This window comes from Pseudomonas sp. FSO-7, from assembly GCF_059579345.1.
Window position 1 is genome coordinate 2,251,901 of record NZ_CM184193.1, and the last position, 17,652, is coordinate 2,269,552.

Sequence of the window (17,652 nt, forward strand, 5' to 3'; positions counted from 1 at the left end):
GAGGCGAAATCATGAAGACAACCATCGAATTGCCTCTCCTGCCATTGCGCGATGTCGTGGTGTATCCGCACATGGTTATCCCGCTGTTCGTGGGGCGCGAGAAGTCCATCGAAGCCCTAGAGGCTGCGATGACGGGTGACAAGCAGATTCTTCTGCTGGCTCAGAGAAATCCAGCCGACGATGATCCCGGCGAAGACGCACTGTATCGCGTAGGTACGATTGCAACGGTCCTGCAATTGCTCAAGTTGCCCGACGGCACCGTCAAGGTCCTGGTCGAGGGCGAGCAGCGCGGTACTGTCGAACGTTTCAGCGAAGTGGACGGCCATTGCCGGGCCGAAGTGTCGCTGATCGAAGAAGTCGATGCGCCCGAGCGTGAATCTGAGGTGTTTGTCCGCAGCCTGCTGTCACAGTTCGAGCAATACGTGCAACTGGGCAAGAAGGTGCCTGCAGAGGTCCTGTCGTCGCTCAACAGCATCGACGAGCCTGGGCGGCTGGTCGATACGATGGCGGCCCACATGGCCCTCAAGATCGAGCAGAAGCAGGAAATTCTCGAGATCATCGACCTGTCGGCCCGTGTCGAGCATGTGTTGGCATTGCTGGACGGCGAAATCGATCTGCTGCAGGTCGAGAAACGCATTCGTGGTCGCGTCAAGAAGCAGATGGAGCGCAGCCAGCGCGAGTACTACCTGAATGAGCAGATGAAGGCCATTCAGAAAGAGCTGGGCGATGGCGACGAAGGTCACAACGAAATCGAAGAGCTGAAAAAGCGCATCGATGCCGCTGGCTTGCCCAAGGACGCCTTGGCCAAGGCTCAGGCTGAGTTGAACAAGCTCAAGCAAATGTCGCCGATGTCTGCCGAGGCCACTGTGGTGCGCTCCTACATCGACTGGCTGGTCCAGGTGCCGTGGAAAGCCCAGAGCAAGGTGCGTCTGGACCTGGCGCGCGCCGAAGACATCCTCGACGCCGACCATTACGGTCTGGAAGAGGTCAAGGAGCGCATCCTTGAATACCTCGCCGTACAAAAACGCGTGAAGAAGATTCGCGGTCCGGTCCTGTGCCTGGTCGGTCCTCCCGGGGTGGGTAAAACCTCCCTCGCGGAGTCGATTGCCCACGCGACCAACCGCAAATTCGTACGCATGGCCTTGGGTGGCGTGCGTGACGAGGCGGAAATTCGTGGTCATCGCCGGACCTACATCGGTTCGATGCCAGGAAGATTGATTCAAAAGATGACAAAGGTCGGCGTGCGCAATCCGCTGTTCCTTCTGGACGAAATCGACAAGATGGGCAGCGACATGCGCGGCGATCCCGCCTCTGCGTTGCTCGAAGTGCTCGATCCTGAGCAGAATCACAACTTCAACGATCACTACCTGGAGGTCGACTACGACCTGTCGGACGTGATGTTCCTCTGCACCTCCAACTCCATGAACATTCCGCCAGCATTGCTGGACCGGATGGAGGTGATTCGTCTGCCGGGCTACACCGAGGACGAGAAGATCAACATTGCCGTGAAGTACCTTTCGCCCAAGCAGATCCAGGCCAACGGCCTGAAAAAAGGCGAGCTGGAGTTCGACGAGGAAGCGATTCGCGACATCATCCGCTACTACACCCGCGAAGCCGGCGTGCGTGGCCTGGAGCGGCAGATTGCCAAGGTCTGCCGCAAGGCGGTCAAGGAACATGCGCTGGAAAAACGCTTCGCGGTCAAGGTCACTGCGGACCTGCTGGAGCACTTCCTGGGTGTGCGCAAGTTCCGTTATGGCCTGGCCGAGCAGCAGGACCAGATCGGCCAGGTGACTGGCCTGGCGTGGACTCAGGTCGGGGGTGAGTTGCTGACCATCGAAGCGGCCGTGGTACCGGGCAAGGGTCAACTGATCAAGACCGGTTCCCTGGGCGACGTGATGGTCGAGTCGATCACCGCGGCGCTGACGGTGGTTCGCAGCCGCGCCCGGAGCCTGGGCATTCCCCTGGACTTCCATGAGAAGCGCGACACGCATATCCACATGCCTGAAGGGGCTACGCCCAAGGACGGCCCAAGCGCCGGTGTAGGCATGTGCACGGCCCTTGTCTCGGCATTGACCGGTATTCCGGTGCGCGCCGATGTCGCCATGACGGGTGAAATCACGCTGCGTGGGCAGGTTCTGGCGATTGGCGGCCTGAAGGAAAAACTGCTGGCGGCACACCGTGGCGGGATCAAGATCGTGATCATTCCTGAAGAGAATGTGCGCGATCTGAAGGAAATTCCTGACAACATCAAGCAAGATCTTCAGATCAAACCGGTTAAATGGATTGACGAGGTCCTGCAAATTGCGCTGCAATACGCGCCGGAGCCCTTGCCGGATGTGGCTCCGGAGATTGTCGCGAAGGAAGAAAAGCGAGAGTCTGACTCTAAGGAAAGAATTAGCACGCATTAATACGCATTTGCCTGGGGGGCCTTCCTTGACAGTTTTTTAGAGCCCTTGTTATAAAGCGGCTCTTAAGTGTCTGCAGGCCATTCAGCACTCGTTTTTGCTTTCACCAAAAAAACTTAGAATCATCTCAAATAGATATAAGGGGACTTAGAGTGAACAAGTCGGAACTGATTGATGCTATCGCTGCATCCGCTGATATCCCGAAAGCTGCTGCTGGCCGTGCGCTGGACGCTGTAATCGAATCCGTCACTGGCGCTCTCAAGGCTGGCGACTCCGTTGTTCTGGTTGGTTTCGGCACCTTCTCCGTGACCGATCGTCCTGCTCGTATCGGTCGCAACCCGCAGACCGGTAAGACGCTGGAAATCCCTGCTGCCAAAAAGCCAGGCTTCAAAGCTGGTAAAGCACTGAAAGAAGCCGTTAACTAAGGTTTCGTTGAGTTTATTCGGGTCGGGGTCATGCCTGGCTTGGCAGCGGAGTGGTAATACGGCCGGTTGCAACCGGTCTGGCACCCAGGGCTTGCAGGTTCGAGCCCGGTCCGCTCCGCCAGTTACGAGAAGGCGCATCCTCGGATGCGCCTTTCTTCTATCCGGATTCTACCCACGCTCCACGGTTGCCTAAATTTGAAGTTCAACCGTTTCTGGGGGACGCATGCTGCAGAATATCAGGGACAATTCACAAGGCTGGATTGCCAAGACCATTATCGGGATCATCGTCGCATTGATGGCGTTGACCGGTTTCGAAGCCATTTTTCAAGCCACTACCAGCAGTAACGACGCAGCCAAGGTCAACGGCGAAAAAATCAGCCAGAACGAGCTGAGCCAGGCGGTCGACATGCAACGCCGTCAGCTCATGCAACAGTTGGGCAAGGATTTCGACGCCTCCCTGCTGGACGAAAAAATGTTGCGCGATTCGGCGCTCAAGGGCCTGATCGATCGCAAGTTGTTGTTGCAAGGCGCACACGATGCGAAATTCGCTTTCTCCGAAGCTGCGCTCGATCAAGTGATCCTGCAAACGCCTGAATTCCAGGTCGATGGCAAATTCAGCGCCGAGCGTTTCGATCAGGTGATCCGCCAGCTGGGTTACAGCCGTATGCAATTCCGCCAGATGCTGGCTCAGGAAATGCTGATCGGTCAGTTGCGCGCCGGCCTGGCGGGCAGCGGTTTTGTCACCGATGCCCAAGTGTTGGCCTTCGCCCGCCTGGAAAAACAGACCCGTGATTTCGCCACCTTGAACATCAAGGCCGATCCTGCGTCGGTGAAGCTGACCGATGATGAGGTCAAGGCTTACTACGACCAACACGCCAAGGAATTCATGACGCCTGACCAGGTGATCATCGATTACCTCGAGCTGAAGAAAGCCTCTTTCTTCGATCAGGTCAGCGTCAAGGACGAAGACCTGCAAGCGGCCTATCAGAAAGAAATTGCCAATCTGTCGGAACAGCGTCGCGCTGCGCACATCTTGATCGAGGTGAACGACAAGGTGACCGAAGCCCAGGCCAAGGCGAAGATCGAAGAGATCCAGGCTCGCCTGGCCAAAGGCGATTCGTTTGAGGCCCTGGCGAAGGAGTTTTCCCAGGATCCGGGATCGGCGAACAACGGCGGCGATCTCGGCTATGCCGGCCCAGGCGTCTACGATCCGGAGTTCGAAAAAGCCCTGTACGCGTTGAACAAGGACCAGGTCTCGGCGCCGGTACGCACCGATTTCGGTCTGCACCTGATCAAGCTGCTGGGTGTCGAAGCGCCCGAAGTGCCAACCTTCGCCAGTCTCAAGGACAAGCTGACTCGCGAGCTGAAAACCCAGCAGGTAGAGCAGCGTTTCGTGGAGGCGACCAAGCAATTGGAGGATGCCTCGTTCGAAGCGTCTGACCTGGCGCAGCCGGCTCAGGACCTGAAGCTGACGGTCCACACATCGGCCCCGTTCGGTCGTGAAGGCGGTGAAGGGATTGCGGCCAATCGTGCTGTAGTCACTGCGGCGTTCAGCCCGGAAGTGCTGGAGGAAGGTGCCAACAGCACCGCCATCGAGCTGGACCCTGAAACCGTCGTGGTGCTGCGTGCCAAGGAGCACCGCAAGCCTGAGCAACTGCCGCTGGACAAGGTGTCCGGGCCCATTCGCGCTCAGTTGGCCAAGGAGCACGCCAGCGCAGCGGCCAAGACCCGCGCTGACGAGTTGATCGCCAGCCTGCGCGATGGCAAGACGGCACTGGACAAACCGGTTGACGGCCAAGGCTGGAAAACCGCCGAGGCAGCTACCCGCAACCAGGAAGGCATCGATCCGGCGGTGCTGCAAGCACTGTTCCGCATGCCCAAGCCTGAGTCCAAGGACAAGCCGACGTTCAGCAGCGTGACCTTGCCTGACGGCAGCCTGGTGGTCGTGCGTCTGAACGGCGTGAACGAAGCGGCGGCACCGACTGACGAAGAGAAAGCAGAGTATCGTCGCTACCTTGCGTCCCGTGTGGGTCAGCAGGACTTTGCGGCCTATCGCAAGCAGTTGGAGAGTCAGGCGGATATCAAGCGTTTCTAATTGCTTGATGCTTTTTCAAACTTGATTGTGATGCTGTTCAGTTAGAAAAAACGGCGCTTCTTCAGAAATGGGAAGCGCCGTTTTTTTGGGGCTTCGTTTTTTCGGAAATGGTGGTATATCCATTTCTTCGGTAACGGTCACTTAGCGTTTCGCTCTTACAGCGGCTCGCTTCTGAAGAGCGCAAAAGTAAGCGAAGCCGGGTTGCCACTGCGCAACACCTTCGTTCAGCCAGCGTGGTTAACGGGGCGCCGAGATCAACGTCCACCACGAGGCGGCCTGATAGCCGATCTGGTTCTTGGTGAGACCGTATTTCTCCTGTGGGAGCGGGCTTGCTCGCGAAGGCGGTGGGTCAGTTTGCGGTGATGTTGGATGGGCCGGCCTCATCGCGAGCAAGCTCGCTCCCACAGGGGGGCGGGATGCACATGGATTTTGTGTCTGCTGAATATCCAATGTGGGAGCGAGCTTGCTCGCGATTGCGGTGGCTCAGCCACATAGACTGGCATGTGTCCCGCTCTTGCTCTTGCTTTGGCTTTTGATCTCGACGCCCCGTTAAACCACGCTGGCCGAACGCAGGCATTGCGCAGTGGGTATCCCGGCATGGATGCCGGGATAGCCGCGCTGGGCCATGGATGGCCCTTCGCGGCGGCCCACGGAGCAATGCCTGCGTTCGGGCACACCGAGCCTAGGCGAGGTGCCGAGTGGTGGGGCAAAGCGTTTTTGGTTACTTTTGGCTGGTCCGGCTCCCGGCTCTTCCAAAAGTGACCCGCTGTAAGAGCCATCCCTTTCAAGGTCTTTTCGTTTTGGCGGCCTTGATTACCCGGTCCGTTGAAACATGTGCATGCACCGCAGTGCCTTGCACCCATGTTTTGGGTTTAGGCACCTTGGGGCCCCGGGGATTTTTCGCAACTTGTTTTGGTTGGATGTTTCTGGCCAGTTCCAACAAGCGCTGGGCCAGTTTTTCCAGAGGTATGACGGGAAAACATTCCGAGGGCAGCGCAATTTGCAGGCCTTCATAACCACTCCGGACCTGAACCGCCAAGTGATAGGTTGAGGCTTCCCAGCCGTCAGGCTGGGAAGCCTGATGGGCTTGCTCGACGCTTCGTTTGAGTACGGCCAGGACGTTGTAGGCCAACACCGCAGTAGCGAACCCGAGCAATGCAGCCTTTGGGCTACCAAGGGTTTCGATTTCACTTTCCAGGATTGTTTCCAGTCGCTGGAACATGCCTTCAATGCTCCAGCGGCGGCGATAGAGTTCCGCGATCTGCTGCGCGCTGATGCTTTCAGGCAGGTTGCTCCAGAACATCAAGCTGCTGTCACCCGAGTCTGTTGGCGAATGAAGCGTCAGTTCGACACGCCGACACTGATAACCGCCTCTGACCTGAATGATCTGCTCACGCACAGTGCCCGCGTCCACAGGCACGGGTTCTTGCCAATGCCCCTCTTGAATCAAGCGTGGATGCTTGGCTTGTTGACGAATGACAAAGGAGGTTTTGACCTGTTCGCAAGCCTCCATGACCGGGAGCGTGCAATAGAGTCGATCAGCCAGCCACACCTGGCCCGGCTCGGCATCGGCCAAGAGAGGCAGCACGCAAACACGCTCGCTTGCGTAGGCATCTTCACATGCCTGCAGGTCGATGACTTGATCCAGGTCGGGGTCGTAGACAACCACCGAAAACCCGGGCCGAGCGGCGCCGCGCTCGTGGCGTAAAGCCCCCAGTCGTTTCTCAGTGGATGCCAAGTGATTACCGTCCACCACCCGAACCTGCCAATCCGGCAGCATCGCCGTGCAACCCAACTCCTTGATGGTTGGAGCCAGGCGCTGCGCACAGCCCGTGACCAGGGCGCGCAACAGAGCGGGCTCGGTACGACTGATCTTGTCGTAGAGGGCCGCCAGGCTGACAGGAAGATCTTCCAGTTGCCGCGCCGCGGCGTGCAGGGATGGCTTCAAACCCAATGAAACAAGGGACATCAGCTTGATGATGGTCGAGAACAGTAGCTCACGAGAATACTGCCGTTGCCGATGTTCTTCGAAGACCTGATCGACCCACTCAGGGGCAATAGCGTGCTCCAGCGCCAATTTGGCCATAACGCTGGCAGGTGCTTTTTTCTCGAAACGCGCTAGAACATCGGCCCACATCGTTCTGGTATCCCTGATAGAAACTTCAGGGGATTTTACCTAAGACCTTGAAAGGGATGGCTGTAAGAGCGGAACCGTCAGCAGCCGTTACCGAAGAAACGGATATACACACCAATCCAAGGAAAAACCACGCTTCTCGGAACGGAATATCAAAATCTTCATTAACGGCCCAAGTGAGCAACATTAAGCCAAACTGCCGGAGGTTTTTGTATCTGCTTGTTGCCCAAAAGCAGGGTGTTCGTCGATCTACCGGACCAGCGTCTTTTTCCTGCAAACAACCCCCAGTAAACTTGTAACCCCCTTGAAACAAGATTAGCCACGCTGCCAGGTCGCGTTCTGTTGCACAATACGCCCCGGACCGTTTCTCTCAGGATGTTCAATGTTCAAATCATTTCACATGCGTACCGTCGGGCTTGCATTGGTGCTGGCCGCCGCAGCCGGTTGCTCGTCGAAGAAAACCGCCATCTACGAGCACGAGAACTTCGATGATTCGGGCACGTTCTCGCGTACGTATCCGGTGAGTGACGCGGCGACCTGCGAGGCCGGGCGTCGGGCGTTGCTCAGCCAGGGCTACATCATCACCAGCAGCGATCCGAAGCTGGTCAGTGGCCACAAGAGTTTCCAGCAGACCGGCGAGACCCACATGGAGATCAGTTTCAACCTGGTCTGTGCCGAGGACGGCGGTGCCGGACACCGTGCGACCATGTTCGCCAACGCCTTGCAGGATCGTTATGCCCTGAAGAAAACCAACAACTCCGCCAGCCTGGGTGTGGGCGTGCTGGGTTCGGTGTCGATGCCGATCGGCTCTTCGGATGATTCGATGGTCAAGGTCGCCAGCGAAACCGTGTCGGCGGCCAATTTCTATGAGCGCTTCTTTGCCTTGGTGGAGCTGTTCCTGCCCCCCGAAGCGAAGAAAGCTGCCGAAAAGGCTGAGAGTGCCGATAAGCCGAAAGCTGAGCTGGGTATCCCGGAAACCAAGGCTGAACCGGCCGCCTTGATGCCCGCCCCGGCTCCCGTTGCAGCTCCTGCGTCGGAACCTGTTGTGCCTGCACCTGCGGCGGCCACGCCGGTAGAGGAGGCTGCGCCGGCCCCTGTCGAAACCGCCCCTACGGTGTCGGAGCCCGTCGCACCGCCGAGTGAGCCAGCGCCGATTGCGCCTGAGTCGTTCGAGTCTGCGCCGACGACGGAAACCGTGACGCCGCCACCACCACCGTCCAGCTCGTTGCCGGCCCCGAGCGAGCCGATCCAGCCGCTTCCGGCTTCATGAGGTCCCGTGGCAGAGCGTTACGCCCTGTCACACTTCACGCGGTAATTTCCCGACCCTGTGCTACGTTTAATTCATGAAGCCTTTGCTTCATGTTTTGTTCATAAAGCAGCTTTATGCTGATGCCAGCGCCATCAGGCATTGGATTCAATGACAGGGGAAGGACACGTAATGGATGATTATCAGGAAGAGCTGCTGGAATACCAGGCCTATGAACTGGACCCGCTGGAACCCGCCGAAGATGCAACGGAGTTGTAAGAGAGTGTGAAGCTCAACGCCCTCTGTGACTGCGACGAAACTCCCCAGGCGTCTGGTCATTCCAGCGCTTGAAGGCTCGTTGAAAGGCCTCGGCTGAGGCAAACCCCAACAAGTAGGCGATTTCTCCGAACGCCAGTTCGGTATCGCGTATGTAGGTCATGGCCAGGTCGCGGCGGGTGTCGTTGAGGATGGCGCGAAATTGCGTGCCTTCTTCGGCCAGCTTGCGACGCAGGGTCCAGGTCGGCAGCTTCAGGCGGGCCGCCACTTCTTCCAGGTCGGGTTCGCGACCGCCGCTGAGCAACGGTCCCAGCAGTTGGATGATGCGCTCGCGCAGGCTGCGGGTGCGGGTCAATTGTTCCAGTTCCCGTTCACACAACTGAACCAGGTGGTGCCAGGTGCTGGGGCAATGCTGTGGGTTGCGCTGGGCGAGGCTGTCCAGGCCCAGGCGCAGTTGATTCTGTTCGGCGCCAAACTGGATCGGGCAGTCACCGAGCGTGCGATAAGCCTCCAGGTACGCCGGTTCCTCGAATTCGATTTCGATGCGTTCGGGCGGCAATGCGATGCCGCTGACGCTGGACAGTTGCGCCAGCCAACCGGCAATGATCGAATCCACGACGAAGCGGTTGTAGGCGTTATACGGGCTGATGGAGTAGAACCGTAGCCAGGCGCCGCGGGCATCCTCATGGAAACTCGACTGGCCGCGGTAGTTGGAACCATACAGCGGCTCGAAGCGGATCATGCAGCGGGCCGCCTCGCGTACGGTCGGCGCCTGGGCGGCGGTAACGCCCGCCAGCCCGGCCTGGCTCAATCGCCCGAGTTGACCCATGCGCAGGCCCAGGGCCGGGTCTTGGGTCTGTTGAATCGCGGCGTGGCCCAGGCGCATGTAGCGGGGGATCGACAGGCGTGCGCCGGGCTCGGCCAGGCGCGCGGCATCGAGGCCGTACTGTTCCAGCAAAGGCTTGGGGTCTTGCCCATGGCTGGCAATGGCGTCAGCCAGGCTGTGGACGAAGCCTACTGACAGGTCTCCCAGGCGCATCGGCTGCGGTTTCATGGTCACAACCACAGGTTCAGCAGGCGCGCGCCACGGGCTTCGCCATCGGGAAAGTGTTGCCCGTTGTGGCTGATGAAACTCTGGCCGGCGCTGCCGCTGTCCCAGAATTGGCCACGCAGGAACACGCTGACGCCGCCCCGGGCCTGGCTGATGGGCAACTGGCCGGTCAATGTCAGGCGATGCCAGGCTTGCCCTTCGCTCACTTCACCGGGCTTGAGGCTCACTTCGCTCGGTGTGGACAGGCCTTTATAACCGCTCCAGGGCTTGTCCCAGGCGCCGCGACCGATGACGAACGCGGGCACCGCGATCAGTTGCGCGCCCTGTTCGTTGAGCTGCCGGTAGTGGAGCGGGTACCAACTGTCGCTGCCAATCAGCACGCCCAGGCGCCCGGCAGGGGTGTCGATGACAAGGGGGGCGGCCGGATGGTCGGCGCCCAGCACATCCTGCTGTTCAAACACCGGATGTCGTTGGCGTTGTGGCTGGCCGATCGGCCGGCCATCGCTGCCAAACACCAGGCTGCTGTTGTACAACGCGCCGCGGCCGACCTTCAGCTCGCCGTCACTGACGCTGGGTTCGGGCAGCACGATGGAGCCCGCCACCAGGGTGATGCCGAACTCCTTGGCCAGCCCACCGAACAGCGCTTGATAGTCGCGGGCCATGCCCTCGGCCTTCATGCGCAGGTAGGCATCGTCCAGACGGTTATCGCCTTGAGCGCTGACCAGCGCCTGGATGAACGCCAGCGGATTGCTGACCGCCAGCCAGTGCATGGCTTCCTTCAGGGTGGTGGCCTGGTACAACTCGTCTTTTTCGCCGCCGACCATCAGCCAGGTGCCGATGTGCTCGGGCAGGACCACCACGGTCTTGGCATTGAGAAAACCCTGGTCGCGAGCCGCCTGCAGATAGGCCGCCAGCTTGCGGTGCAGGCGCTCGGGGCTCTGGTAGTCGGTGGGGAACAGTTCGGGCTGGATGCCCAGCAGGTTGCCGCGGTCGGCGGGTGTGCCCTGGTCGACGGCCAGGTTGATACGCAGGTCTGACAGGTAATGACCCGCTGGACGATCGGTCGTCCACAGTGCGTAGGTGACCAGGGCGGCAATCAAGGCCAGTGAAAACAGCAGGTACAGAAATTTGCGCATGGGGGAACAGTCAGCGGCCGTGTGCAGGTTCGTGATTTTTCATCAGGAGCTACGGGGCAGGGTACGGTAAAACAAGGGATTAGCGAAGGGCAGGCGCTGATTTGTACGCACGGCAAGCACACGCAGAGGGTGTCCAGGAATCGTTGGACACCCTCTGCGCTGGCAAGGCGCGCTAGTGACTTTTGGCCTTTCTGATCCGGATCAGAATCAGCAGCAAGATCAACAGCACCGGCGGCGTCATGCCCAGCAGCGCTTCACGGGCCGAGAGGTTGGCGCCCAAGGTATGCAACCCGCTATAGACCAACTTGAACAGGTTGATCAGGTAGTAGGTGATGGCAATGATCGACAGGCCTTCCACCGCGCGCTGGATCTTGATCTGTGCATCGGCACGGGCATTGAGGCTGCGCAGGATTTCGGCGTTCTGGTCTTCCATCTCGACTTGCACGCGGGCTTGCAGCAGGTCGCCCAGGTTGGCGACGCTCATGGCCAGTTGTTCGAGGCGCTGTTCGGTGGCTGCGCAATAACGCACCGTGGGTTTGAAACGCCGTTCGATGAACACGCCCAACCGCTGGCAATCCCCCAGGTGACTTTCACGCAACTCCCCCAGGCGCTCGAACACCAGTTGTGCGTAGGCGCGGGTCGCGCTGAAACGGTGGCGATTCCTGACCGTACTGCTGACCACCTGACGAGACAGCAGGGCGATGTCCTCCAGCAGTGCCTTGGCATCCACGCCGCTGGCATTGGCGTTGCGTTCGGACAGGCTCACCAGGGTGCGATCGAATTCATTCAGTTGCGGGTCCAGTGCCTTGGCGTTATTCAGCGACAAGGACGCCATCATCCGGTAGGTCTCGATTTCCAGCAGGCGCCGGATCATGCGCCCCTGGCGATAAGCGTTGAGCCGTCGGTTGATGAACAGCAGGCGATTGGTGCCATCCTCGGTCAGGCGAAAATCGCTCCAGACCACCGCATCGCCACCACCCACACATGAGCCGCAAGGGTCCTTGAAACCGTAGCTGGGCAGGTCGAGACCGGCTTCTGCGCGCACCACCACCTGAACGGCATTGATGAGGTGCTGGGCGTGACCCTCGATACCTCGGGCAAGGCTTTCGGGCAGCGTTGTCCATTGCAACTCATCGCTGCTGGCCGGCACGACCAGGGTCAGGGTGAAGAACTCGGCGTGGCGCTCCCACTTGAGTGGATGGCCTTCGAGGCGGGTGATGCCTTGCGCGGCTTCAGCGGTGACGGTATCAGGGCACAGTCGCTCAAGCAGCGCGTTGCACTGGCTGTTGTCGCCCAGAAACGCCAGGTGGAAGACGTGGGCCGGTTCGTCGAAATACAACGACGGGCGGGCGTGCAACTCGTTGTGCAGCATTTTTCGTTGGGGATGCATGCAATGACAACCGTGTGATTAGCGTTATTTTAGGGTTGAGCACCTGAGCCAGCGTTGATAGGACTGACTCACCCCGCTGAGAGTCACCCACGACCGACCGGCGCCCTGCACATTTGGATCATTAAGTTGTCAGTTACGGTCATTGAGCGCCCGCACCCTGACTCTTACGCTGTGGGTCATGACAGACGCAAGCCGCAGAGCTTGCGCTTTTTTCCGTGATCGCCCGTTGTGGAGCTACCGATGACCGCCTCTCATTACCCGCACCTGCTGGCCCCGCTGGACCTGGGTTTCACCACGTTGCGCAACCGTACGCTGATGGGCTCGATGCACACTGGCCTGGAAGAGAAACCCGGAGGCTTCGAGCGCATGGCAGCCTACTTTGCCGAGCGCGCCCGGGGCGGCGTGGGCTTGATGGTCACCGGTGGGATCGGGCCGAACGACGAGGGCGGTGTCTACTCCGGCGCGGCCAAGCTGACCACCGAAGAAGAAGCGCTCAAGCACCAGATCGTGACCCGGGCCGTGCACGAGGCCGGCGGCAAGATCTGCATGCAGATTCTTCATGCCGGGCGCTATGCCTACAGCCCCAAGCAAGTAGCACCGAGCGCGATCCAGGCGCCGATCAACCCGTTCAAGCCCAAGGAACTGGACGAGGAGGGCATCGAGAAACAGATCAGCGATTTCGTCACCTGCTCGGTCCTGGCCCAGAAGGCCGAATACGACGGCGTCGAAATCATGGGCTCGGAAGGTTATTTCATTAACCAGTTCCTGGCGGCCCACACCAACCACCGCACTGACCGTTGGGGCGGCAGCTATGAAAATCGCATGCGCCTGCCGGTGGAAATCGTCCGCCGGGTGCGCGAAGCGGTAGGCCCGAATTTCATCATCATTTTTCGCCTGTCGATGCTCGATCTGGTGGAAGGCGGCAGCACCTGGGACGAAATAGTCCTGTTGGCCAAGGCCATCGAGCAGGCCGGCGCGACGATCATCAACACCGGTATCGGTTGGCACGAAGCACGAATTCCCACCATCGCCACCAAGGTTCCGCGGGCGGCGTTCAGCAAAGTCACGGCCAAGCTGCGCGGTTCGGTGAATATCCCGCTGATCACCACCAACCGCATCAACACCCCGGAAGTGGCCGAGCAGATCCTGGCCGAAGGCGATGCCGACATGGTCTCCATGGCGCGGCCGTTCCTGGCCGACCCGGAGTTCGTCAACAAGGCCGCTGCCGGTCGCAGTGATGAAATCAACACCTGCATTGGCTGCAACCAGGCGTGCCTGGACCACACCTTTGGCGGCAAGCTCACCAGTTGCCTGGTCAACCCGCGGGCCTGCCATGAAACCGAGCTGAACTACCTGCCGGTGACCCAGGTGAAGAAAATCGCCGTGGTCGGTGCCGGCCCGGCCGGGTTGTCCGCCGCCACGGTGGCGGCCGAGCGTGGGCATCAGGTGACGCTGTTCGATTCGGCCAGTGAAATCGGTGGCCAGTTCAACGTCGCCAAGCGCGTGCCGGGCAAGGAAGAGTTCTTCGAAACCCTGCGCTACTTCAAGCGTAAGTTGCAGACCACGAATGTCGAGCTGTGCCTCGACACCCGGGTGGATGTGGCGCAATTGGTGGCGGGAGGTTACGACGAGATCATCCTCGCCACCGGCATCGCCCCACGCGTGCCAGCGATTCCCGGAGTGGAGCATGCCAAGGTCTTGAGCTACCTGGACGTGATCTTGGAGCGCAAGCCGGTGGGCCGCAGTGTCGCGGTGATCGGCGCCGGCGGTATTGGTTTCGACGTGTCGGAGTTCCTGGTTCACCAAGGCGTCGCCACCAGCCAGGACCGTGAGGCGTTCTGGAAGGAGTGGGGCATCGACACCCACCTTGAGGCTCGCGGTGGCGTGGCCGGGATCAAGGCCGAACCCCATGCACCGGCGCGCCAGGTGTTCCTGCTGCAACGCAAGACCTCCAAGGTCGGTGATGGCCTGGGCAAGACCACCGGCTGGATTCACCGCACGGGCCTGAAGAACAAGCAGGTGCAGATGCTCAACAGCGTCGAGTACCTGAAGATCGACGACGAAGGCCTGCACATTCGCATCGGTGAAGCCGGCGAGCCGCAGGTGCTGGCCGTGGACAACATCGTGATCTGCGCCGGCCAGGATCCGCTGCGTGAGTTGCAGGAGGGCCTGGAAGCGGCGGGGCAGAGCGTTCACCTCATCGGCGGTGCCGATGTGGCGGCGGAACTGGATGCCAAGCGGGCGATCAACCAGGGTTCGCGGTTGGCGGCGCAGTTGTAAGGCACAATCCCAGCAAAAAACCTTGTGGGAGCGAGCTTGCTCGCGATAGCGGCAGGTCAGTCAACATTCATGCTGCTGACTAACCGCTATCGCGAGCAAGCTCGCTCCCACAGTAGGGGGGCACCTGAAATCACCGGCCGGCAAGCTGTTAAGATGCCGGGCATCTTTCTCCTCGACCTGCCGCCATGCTGCTTCCCGCCCTCGACTGGCATCCCCAACCCCGACTCGAACCCCTTCACCTGGACTGGCTCGCCCGTGCCGGTGTTGAGGTGGCGGTGTTGCGCCTGGACCGGATCGATCCGCTGATCAGCGGCAACAAGTGGTTCAAGCTGATCCACCATCTGCGCGCCGCCCATGAGGTTGGTGCCAAAGGGGTCATGAGCCTGGGCGGGGCCTATTCCAACCACCTGCATGCGCTGGCGGCGGCCGGCAAGCGCTTCGGCTTTCCCACAGCCGGGCTGCTGCGCGGGCATCCCCAGGACACGCCGACGGTGCGCGACCTGAAAGCATTTGGCATGGAGCTGCACTGGCTGGGTTATGGCGGATACCGAGAGCGGCACGCAACGGATTTCTGGGGGCCGTGGCAGATCCGCTACCCCCATTTGCACCCGGTACCCGAGGGCGGTTCGGGATTGCCTGGGGCACAAGGTTGCATGACGTGGGTGGCCAGTGTTCGTGAACAACTGGCGGCATTGGGATGGGCGGATTATCACGGCTGGTGGTTGGCCTGCGGTACCGGAACGTCGCTGGCCGGGTTGGTGCTGGCCGAAGCGGGCGAGCGCCCGGTCTACGGCGTGCTGGCGGTGCCCCCGGACCATGGCGTGGCCCAGCAGGTCGAGCGCATCGTGGGAGAAACGGGGCTTTGCAGCCCGCGTTATGAATTGTTCGACGGCAGCCGTGGCGGTTTCGCCCGGGTCGATGCCGAGCTCACGGCCTTCATCGAAACCACGACGGCCATCGAACTGGAGCCGTTGTACACCGGCAAAGCCTTGATGCTGTTCAAGGCGCGGGTCGAGGCGGGAAACTTTGCCCCCGGCACCCGCCTGGTCTTTGTCCACACCGGCGGTTTGCAAGGCCGCCGAGGGTTCGATTAACGGACGATCAGCCGCGTTTGGGCATCATCCGCAACAGTGTGTTGTCGCGCACCACGTAGTGGTGATAGAGCCCCGCCAAGGCATGCAGGCCGATCAGCCAATAGCCGATGGTGCCGCCGAGCACGTGCCAGCCTTCCAGTTGCTTGGCAAAATCCTTGTCTTGATCGATGAGCAACGGCAAATCGAAACCGTAGAACATCACCTGGTGTCCTTCGGCGCTGGTGATCAGCCAGCCCAGCAGCGGCATGGCGATCATGAACACGTACAGCGCCCAGTGCATCAGGCGGGCAAGGACGGTTTGCCAGGCAGGTGATGCCGGGAAAATCCCTGGTGCCTTGCCCATGCTGCGAGCGAACAGGCGCAGCCAGACCAGCACGAACACCGTCAGGCCGAGCATGAAATGCGCTTCCTTGATCAATGTGCGGCCGCCGCTGCCCTTGGGAAAAATTCCCCGCAACTCAATGCAGGCATAAACCACGGCCAGCAGGACCAGCATCAGCCAGTGCAAGGTTACCGTGACGGTACTGTAGCGGTTTTCCGAGTTTTTCCAGGGCATTGCGGGTATCTCCAACAATCAGGGTAGAGCGCCGTCTAGCGCGGCGTTGTGTCTTTACTGTAAGCCCGTTTCGCTGGGTTTGCATGAGCCAGATCAGGTTTGCTGGCAACAAGTCAAAGGGCAGGATCAGGGTGTGAAGTCGGGCGGGTTCAGCAGCCAGTCCAACAGCAGCCCGGCATCGTGATTGCCACGGGACGGTTTCGGTGGGGCGGCGGCGTGGCCTGCGCCGGTATCGACCGCCCCTGGGCACAGCACCGGTCGGTCCGGGTCGCCATCGAGGAAACTCACCAGCACTTCGCTGCCGGCCATCAGGGAGGGGCTGTCGCCCAGCGACAATCGCGACACGGGCAGCGTGATGCCATCCTGGTCCGGAGCCCAAAGGCTGACGCTCACTTGGCCACGCTCATCGAACGGGGCCGACTGGCCGGGGCGGCCGAGTACATGGGCCAGGTGATACCCGGGAATGCAGGGCTTGGGATGCTTGAGAGCCGGCCTGAATACGGTGGACCAGGGAATGGCGGTAAACCGGTTGCGGTAGTCACGGGCCGACGGTGTGGTGGGCAGGTCCGGTTCAAGGATCGAAAACTGTCGCCCGCGATGCTGGACCTCGGTGATCAGCCATTGATCGTTGAAGGTGGAAACCGGGTGTTCGCAGATCTGCACGATGTCGCCACCGTGCAGGGCCGGTTGATCACTGTGGCCATGGATTTCCCGTTGCCGACAGCGCAACCGTTCCAGATGGCGGCGTCCGGCCTGGTAACGGTGAGTCAAGGCCGGGTCGCCACGCAGGGCTTCATGATCGATCTGCTCAAGGGGTTGATTCGCCGCCGAGGCTTTGGTTTCGGTCACGGCCCGGTCACGGAACCCGACAGGCAAGCCAGGCATCATCGCGTGGTGGCGCAAATACACGCGCTTGATGGCCGGTATCGAGTTGTCGTTCGGGCGCAGGGGCAGTTCGACGGGGCGCGCGGGGAAACTCTTCGGGTCTTCGGCAAACACCAGGACGTGGCCCTGGGGGGCATGCTCGAAGTGGTAATGAATGCCTTCTTCCTCACACAGCCGTTGCAGGAGGGCCAGGTCGCTTTCGTCGTACTGGATGCAGAACGGGCGACATGGATACTGCCCATGGGGCAGCTCGAAACGGTAACTGTCGGTGGGCAGGGCGTTGTCTTCCAGCAGGCGTTGCAGCAGTTGCACCACGCTGAGCCGATGGAAAACCCGGCGCCGCGGGCCTTGCTCCAATCGCAGCAGGTAGGGAACCAACGTCAAGCGATAGCCGATGCGCTGCGGGGCCGAGGTACTCAGGCTGACGCTGTGGACAATCCCATGGATGCCCGACTCGCCGTCCAGGCGCAGGAATGCCGGATGCCCCAGTAGCAGGTCGGGATTTATCGGCGGGGCCAGGCCGATCAGTTCAAGGTCGAAGCGGTACGGCTGGTTGAGGGCTTCGCGGCCATTGAAGCGCAAGACTTGCAGTTGCAAGTCGCTTTGCGTGAGCGTCAGGCTGAAGGGACTTTCCGTGTCGTTGCGCATCGCGCCTCCTACTGGCGGGGACAGAGGCGCA

The 17,652-nt window shown here is 60.5% G+C and carries 13 protein-coding genes; 6 read left to right on the forward strand and 7 right to left on the reverse strand.

What is annotated here, in order from left to right; all coding sequences use genetic code 11:
- Positions 1-11 precede the first annotated feature (11 nt).
- From lon to AC515T_RS09925, 3 genes are all read left to right on the forward strand, one after another.
- A complete protein-coding gene (gene lon, locus AC515T_RS09915) occupies positions 12-2,408 on the forward strand; it encodes an endopeptidase La (RefSeq protein ID WP_014339302.1) in 2,397 nt (798 codons plus the stop codon).
- Positions 2,409-2,557: 149 nt separating this feature from the next.
- Positions 2,558-2,830 carry an HU family DNA-binding protein gene (locus tag AC515T_RS09920; protein ID WP_016782315.1) on the forward strand — a complete coding sequence of 91 codons (273 nt, stop codon included), beginning with the start codon at positions 2,558-2,560 and terminating at the stop codon, positions 2,828-2,830.
- Between the two features lie 223 nt (positions 2,831-3,053).
- Complete coding sequence (locus AC515T_RS09925; protein ID WP_496532312.1) at positions 3,054-4,925, forward strand: SurA N-terminal domain-containing protein; 1,872 nt, start codon at positions 3,054-3,056, stop codon at positions 4,923-4,925.
- A 15-nt stretch (positions 4,926-4,940) separates the two neighbouring features.
- Here AC515T_RS09925 and AC515T_RS09930 read toward each other — a convergent pair whose 3' ends face one another.
- Positions 4,941-5,066, reverse strand: coding sequence for a hypothetical protein (locus AC515T_RS09930; protein WP_496532313.1), 126 nt, complete (start codon positions 5,064-5,066; stop codon positions 4,941-4,943).
- Between the two features lie 643 nt (positions 5,067-5,709).
- Entirely contained in the window at positions 5,710-7,011 is a 1,302-nt protein-coding gene (locus AC515T_RS09935; RefSeq protein ID WP_496531333.1) for an IS4 family transposase, read from the reverse strand.
- A gap of 430 nt (positions 7,012-7,441) precedes the next feature.
- Between AC515T_RS09935 and AC515T_RS09940 the strand changes: the two genes are divergently transcribed.
- Complete coding sequence (locus tag AC515T_RS09940) at positions 7,442-8,329, forward strand: DUF2242 domain-containing protein (protein WP_496532314.1); 888 nt, start codon at positions 7,442-7,444, stop codon at positions 8,327-8,329.
- Positions 8,330-8,597: 268 nt separating this feature from the next.
- On the opposite strand, the gene AC515T_RS09945 is transcribed toward AC515T_RS09940, so the two are convergent.
- The 3 genes from AC515T_RS09945 to AC515T_RS09955 all read right to left on the reverse strand — a co-directional run bounded on the left by AC515T_RS09945 (position 8,598) and on the right by AC515T_RS09955 (position 12,158).
- On the reverse strand, positions 8,598-9,635 hold the full coding sequence (locus AC515T_RS09945) for an AraC family transcriptional regulator (protein WP_496532315.1): 1,038 nt from the start codon (positions 9,633-9,635) through the stop codon (positions 8,598-8,600).
- Between the two features lie 2 nt (positions 9,636-9,637).
- Positions 9,638-10,768 (reverse strand): carbon-nitrogen hydrolase family protein, encoded by a 1,131-nt coding sequence (locus AC515T_RS09950; protein WP_496532316.1) that lies wholly within the window; start codon positions 10,766-10,768, stop codon positions 9,638-9,640.
- A 172-nt stretch (positions 10,769-10,940) separates the two neighbouring features.
- The gene (locus tag AC515T_RS09955; protein ID WP_496532317.1) at positions 10,941-12,158 is read right to left on the reverse strand and encodes a DUF3422 domain-containing protein; all 1,218 of its coding nucleotides are present in this window, start codon (positions 12,156-12,158) and stop codon (positions 10,941-10,943) included.
- Between the two features lie 240 nt (positions 12,159-12,398).
- On the opposite strand from AC515T_RS09955, the gene AC515T_RS09960 reads away from it, so the two are divergent.
- Both AC515T_RS09960 and AC515T_RS09965 read left to right on the forward strand, forming a co-directional pair.
- The gene (locus tag AC515T_RS09960) at positions 12,399-14,438 is read left to right on the forward strand and encodes an oxidoreductase (protein ID WP_496532318.1); all 2,040 of its coding nucleotides are present in this window, start codon (positions 12,399-12,401) and stop codon (positions 14,436-14,438) included.
- Positions 14,439-14,623: 185 nt separating this feature from the next.
- The gene (locus AC515T_RS09965; RefSeq protein WP_496532319.1) at positions 14,624-15,532 is read left to right on the forward strand and encodes a 1-aminocyclopropane-1-carboxylate deaminase/D-cysteine desulfhydrase; all 909 of its coding nucleotides are present in this window, start codon (positions 14,624-14,626) and stop codon (positions 15,530-15,532) included.
- 7 nt (positions 15,533-15,539) lie between these two features.
- Here the strand turns inward: AC515T_RS09965 and AC515T_RS09970 are convergent, their stop codons facing one another.
- On the reverse strand, positions 15,540-16,088 hold the full coding sequence (locus tag AC515T_RS09970; protein WP_496532320.1) for a cytochrome b: 549 nt from the start codon (positions 16,086-16,088) through the stop codon (positions 15,540-15,542).
- A gap of 126 nt (positions 16,089-16,214) precedes the next feature.
- The gene (locus AC515T_RS09975) at positions 16,215-17,621 is read right to left on the reverse strand and encodes a type VI secretion system Vgr family protein (RefSeq protein WP_496532321.1); all 1,407 of its coding nucleotides are present in this window, start codon (positions 17,619-17,621) and stop codon (positions 16,215-16,217) included.
- Positions 17,622-17,652: the final 31 nt, after the last annotated feature.

Coding starts and splice junctions, on each gene's coding strand:
- lon (WP_014339302.1), top strand. CDS start 12: ATGAAGACAACCATCGAATTGCCTCTCCTGCCATTGCGCGATGTCGTG.
- AC515T_RS09925 (WP_496532312.1), top strand. CDS start 3,054: ATGCTGCAGAATATCAGGGACAATTCACAAGGCTGGATTGCCAAGACC.
- AC515T_RS09935 (WP_496531333.1), bottom strand. CDS start 7,011: ATGGCCAAATTGGCGCTGGAGCACGCTATTGCCCCTGAGTGGGTCGAT.
- AC515T_RS09940 (WP_496532314.1), top strand. CDS start 7,442: ATGTTCAAATCATTTCACATGCGTACCGTCGGGCTTGCATTGGTGCTG.
- AC515T_RS09945 (WP_496532315.1), bottom strand. CDS start 9,635: ATGAAACCGCAGCCGATGCGCCTGGGAGACCTGTCAGTAGGCTTCGTC.
- AC515T_RS09950 (WP_496532316.1), bottom strand. CDS start 10,768: ATGCGCAAATTTCTGTACCTGCTGTTTTCACTGGCCTTGATTGCCGCC.
- AC515T_RS09955 (WP_496532317.1), bottom strand. CDS start 12,158: ATGCATCCCCAACGAAAAATGCTGCACAACGAGTTGCACGCCCGCCCG.
- AC515T_RS09960 (WP_496532318.1), top strand. CDS start 12,399: ATGACCGCCTCTCATTACCCGCACCTGCTGGCCCCGCTGGACCTGGGT.
- AC515T_RS09965 (WP_496532319.1), top strand. CDS start 14,624: ATGCTGCTTCCCGCCCTCGACTGGCATCCCCAACCCCGACTCGAACCC.
- AC515T_RS09970 (WP_496532320.1), bottom strand. CDS start 16,088: ATGCCCTGGAAAAACTCGGAAAACCGCTACAGTACCGTCACGGTAACC.
- AC515T_RS09975 (WP_496532321.1), bottom strand. CDS start 17,621: ATGCGCAACGACACGGAAAGTCCCTTCAGCCTGACGCTCACGCAAAGC.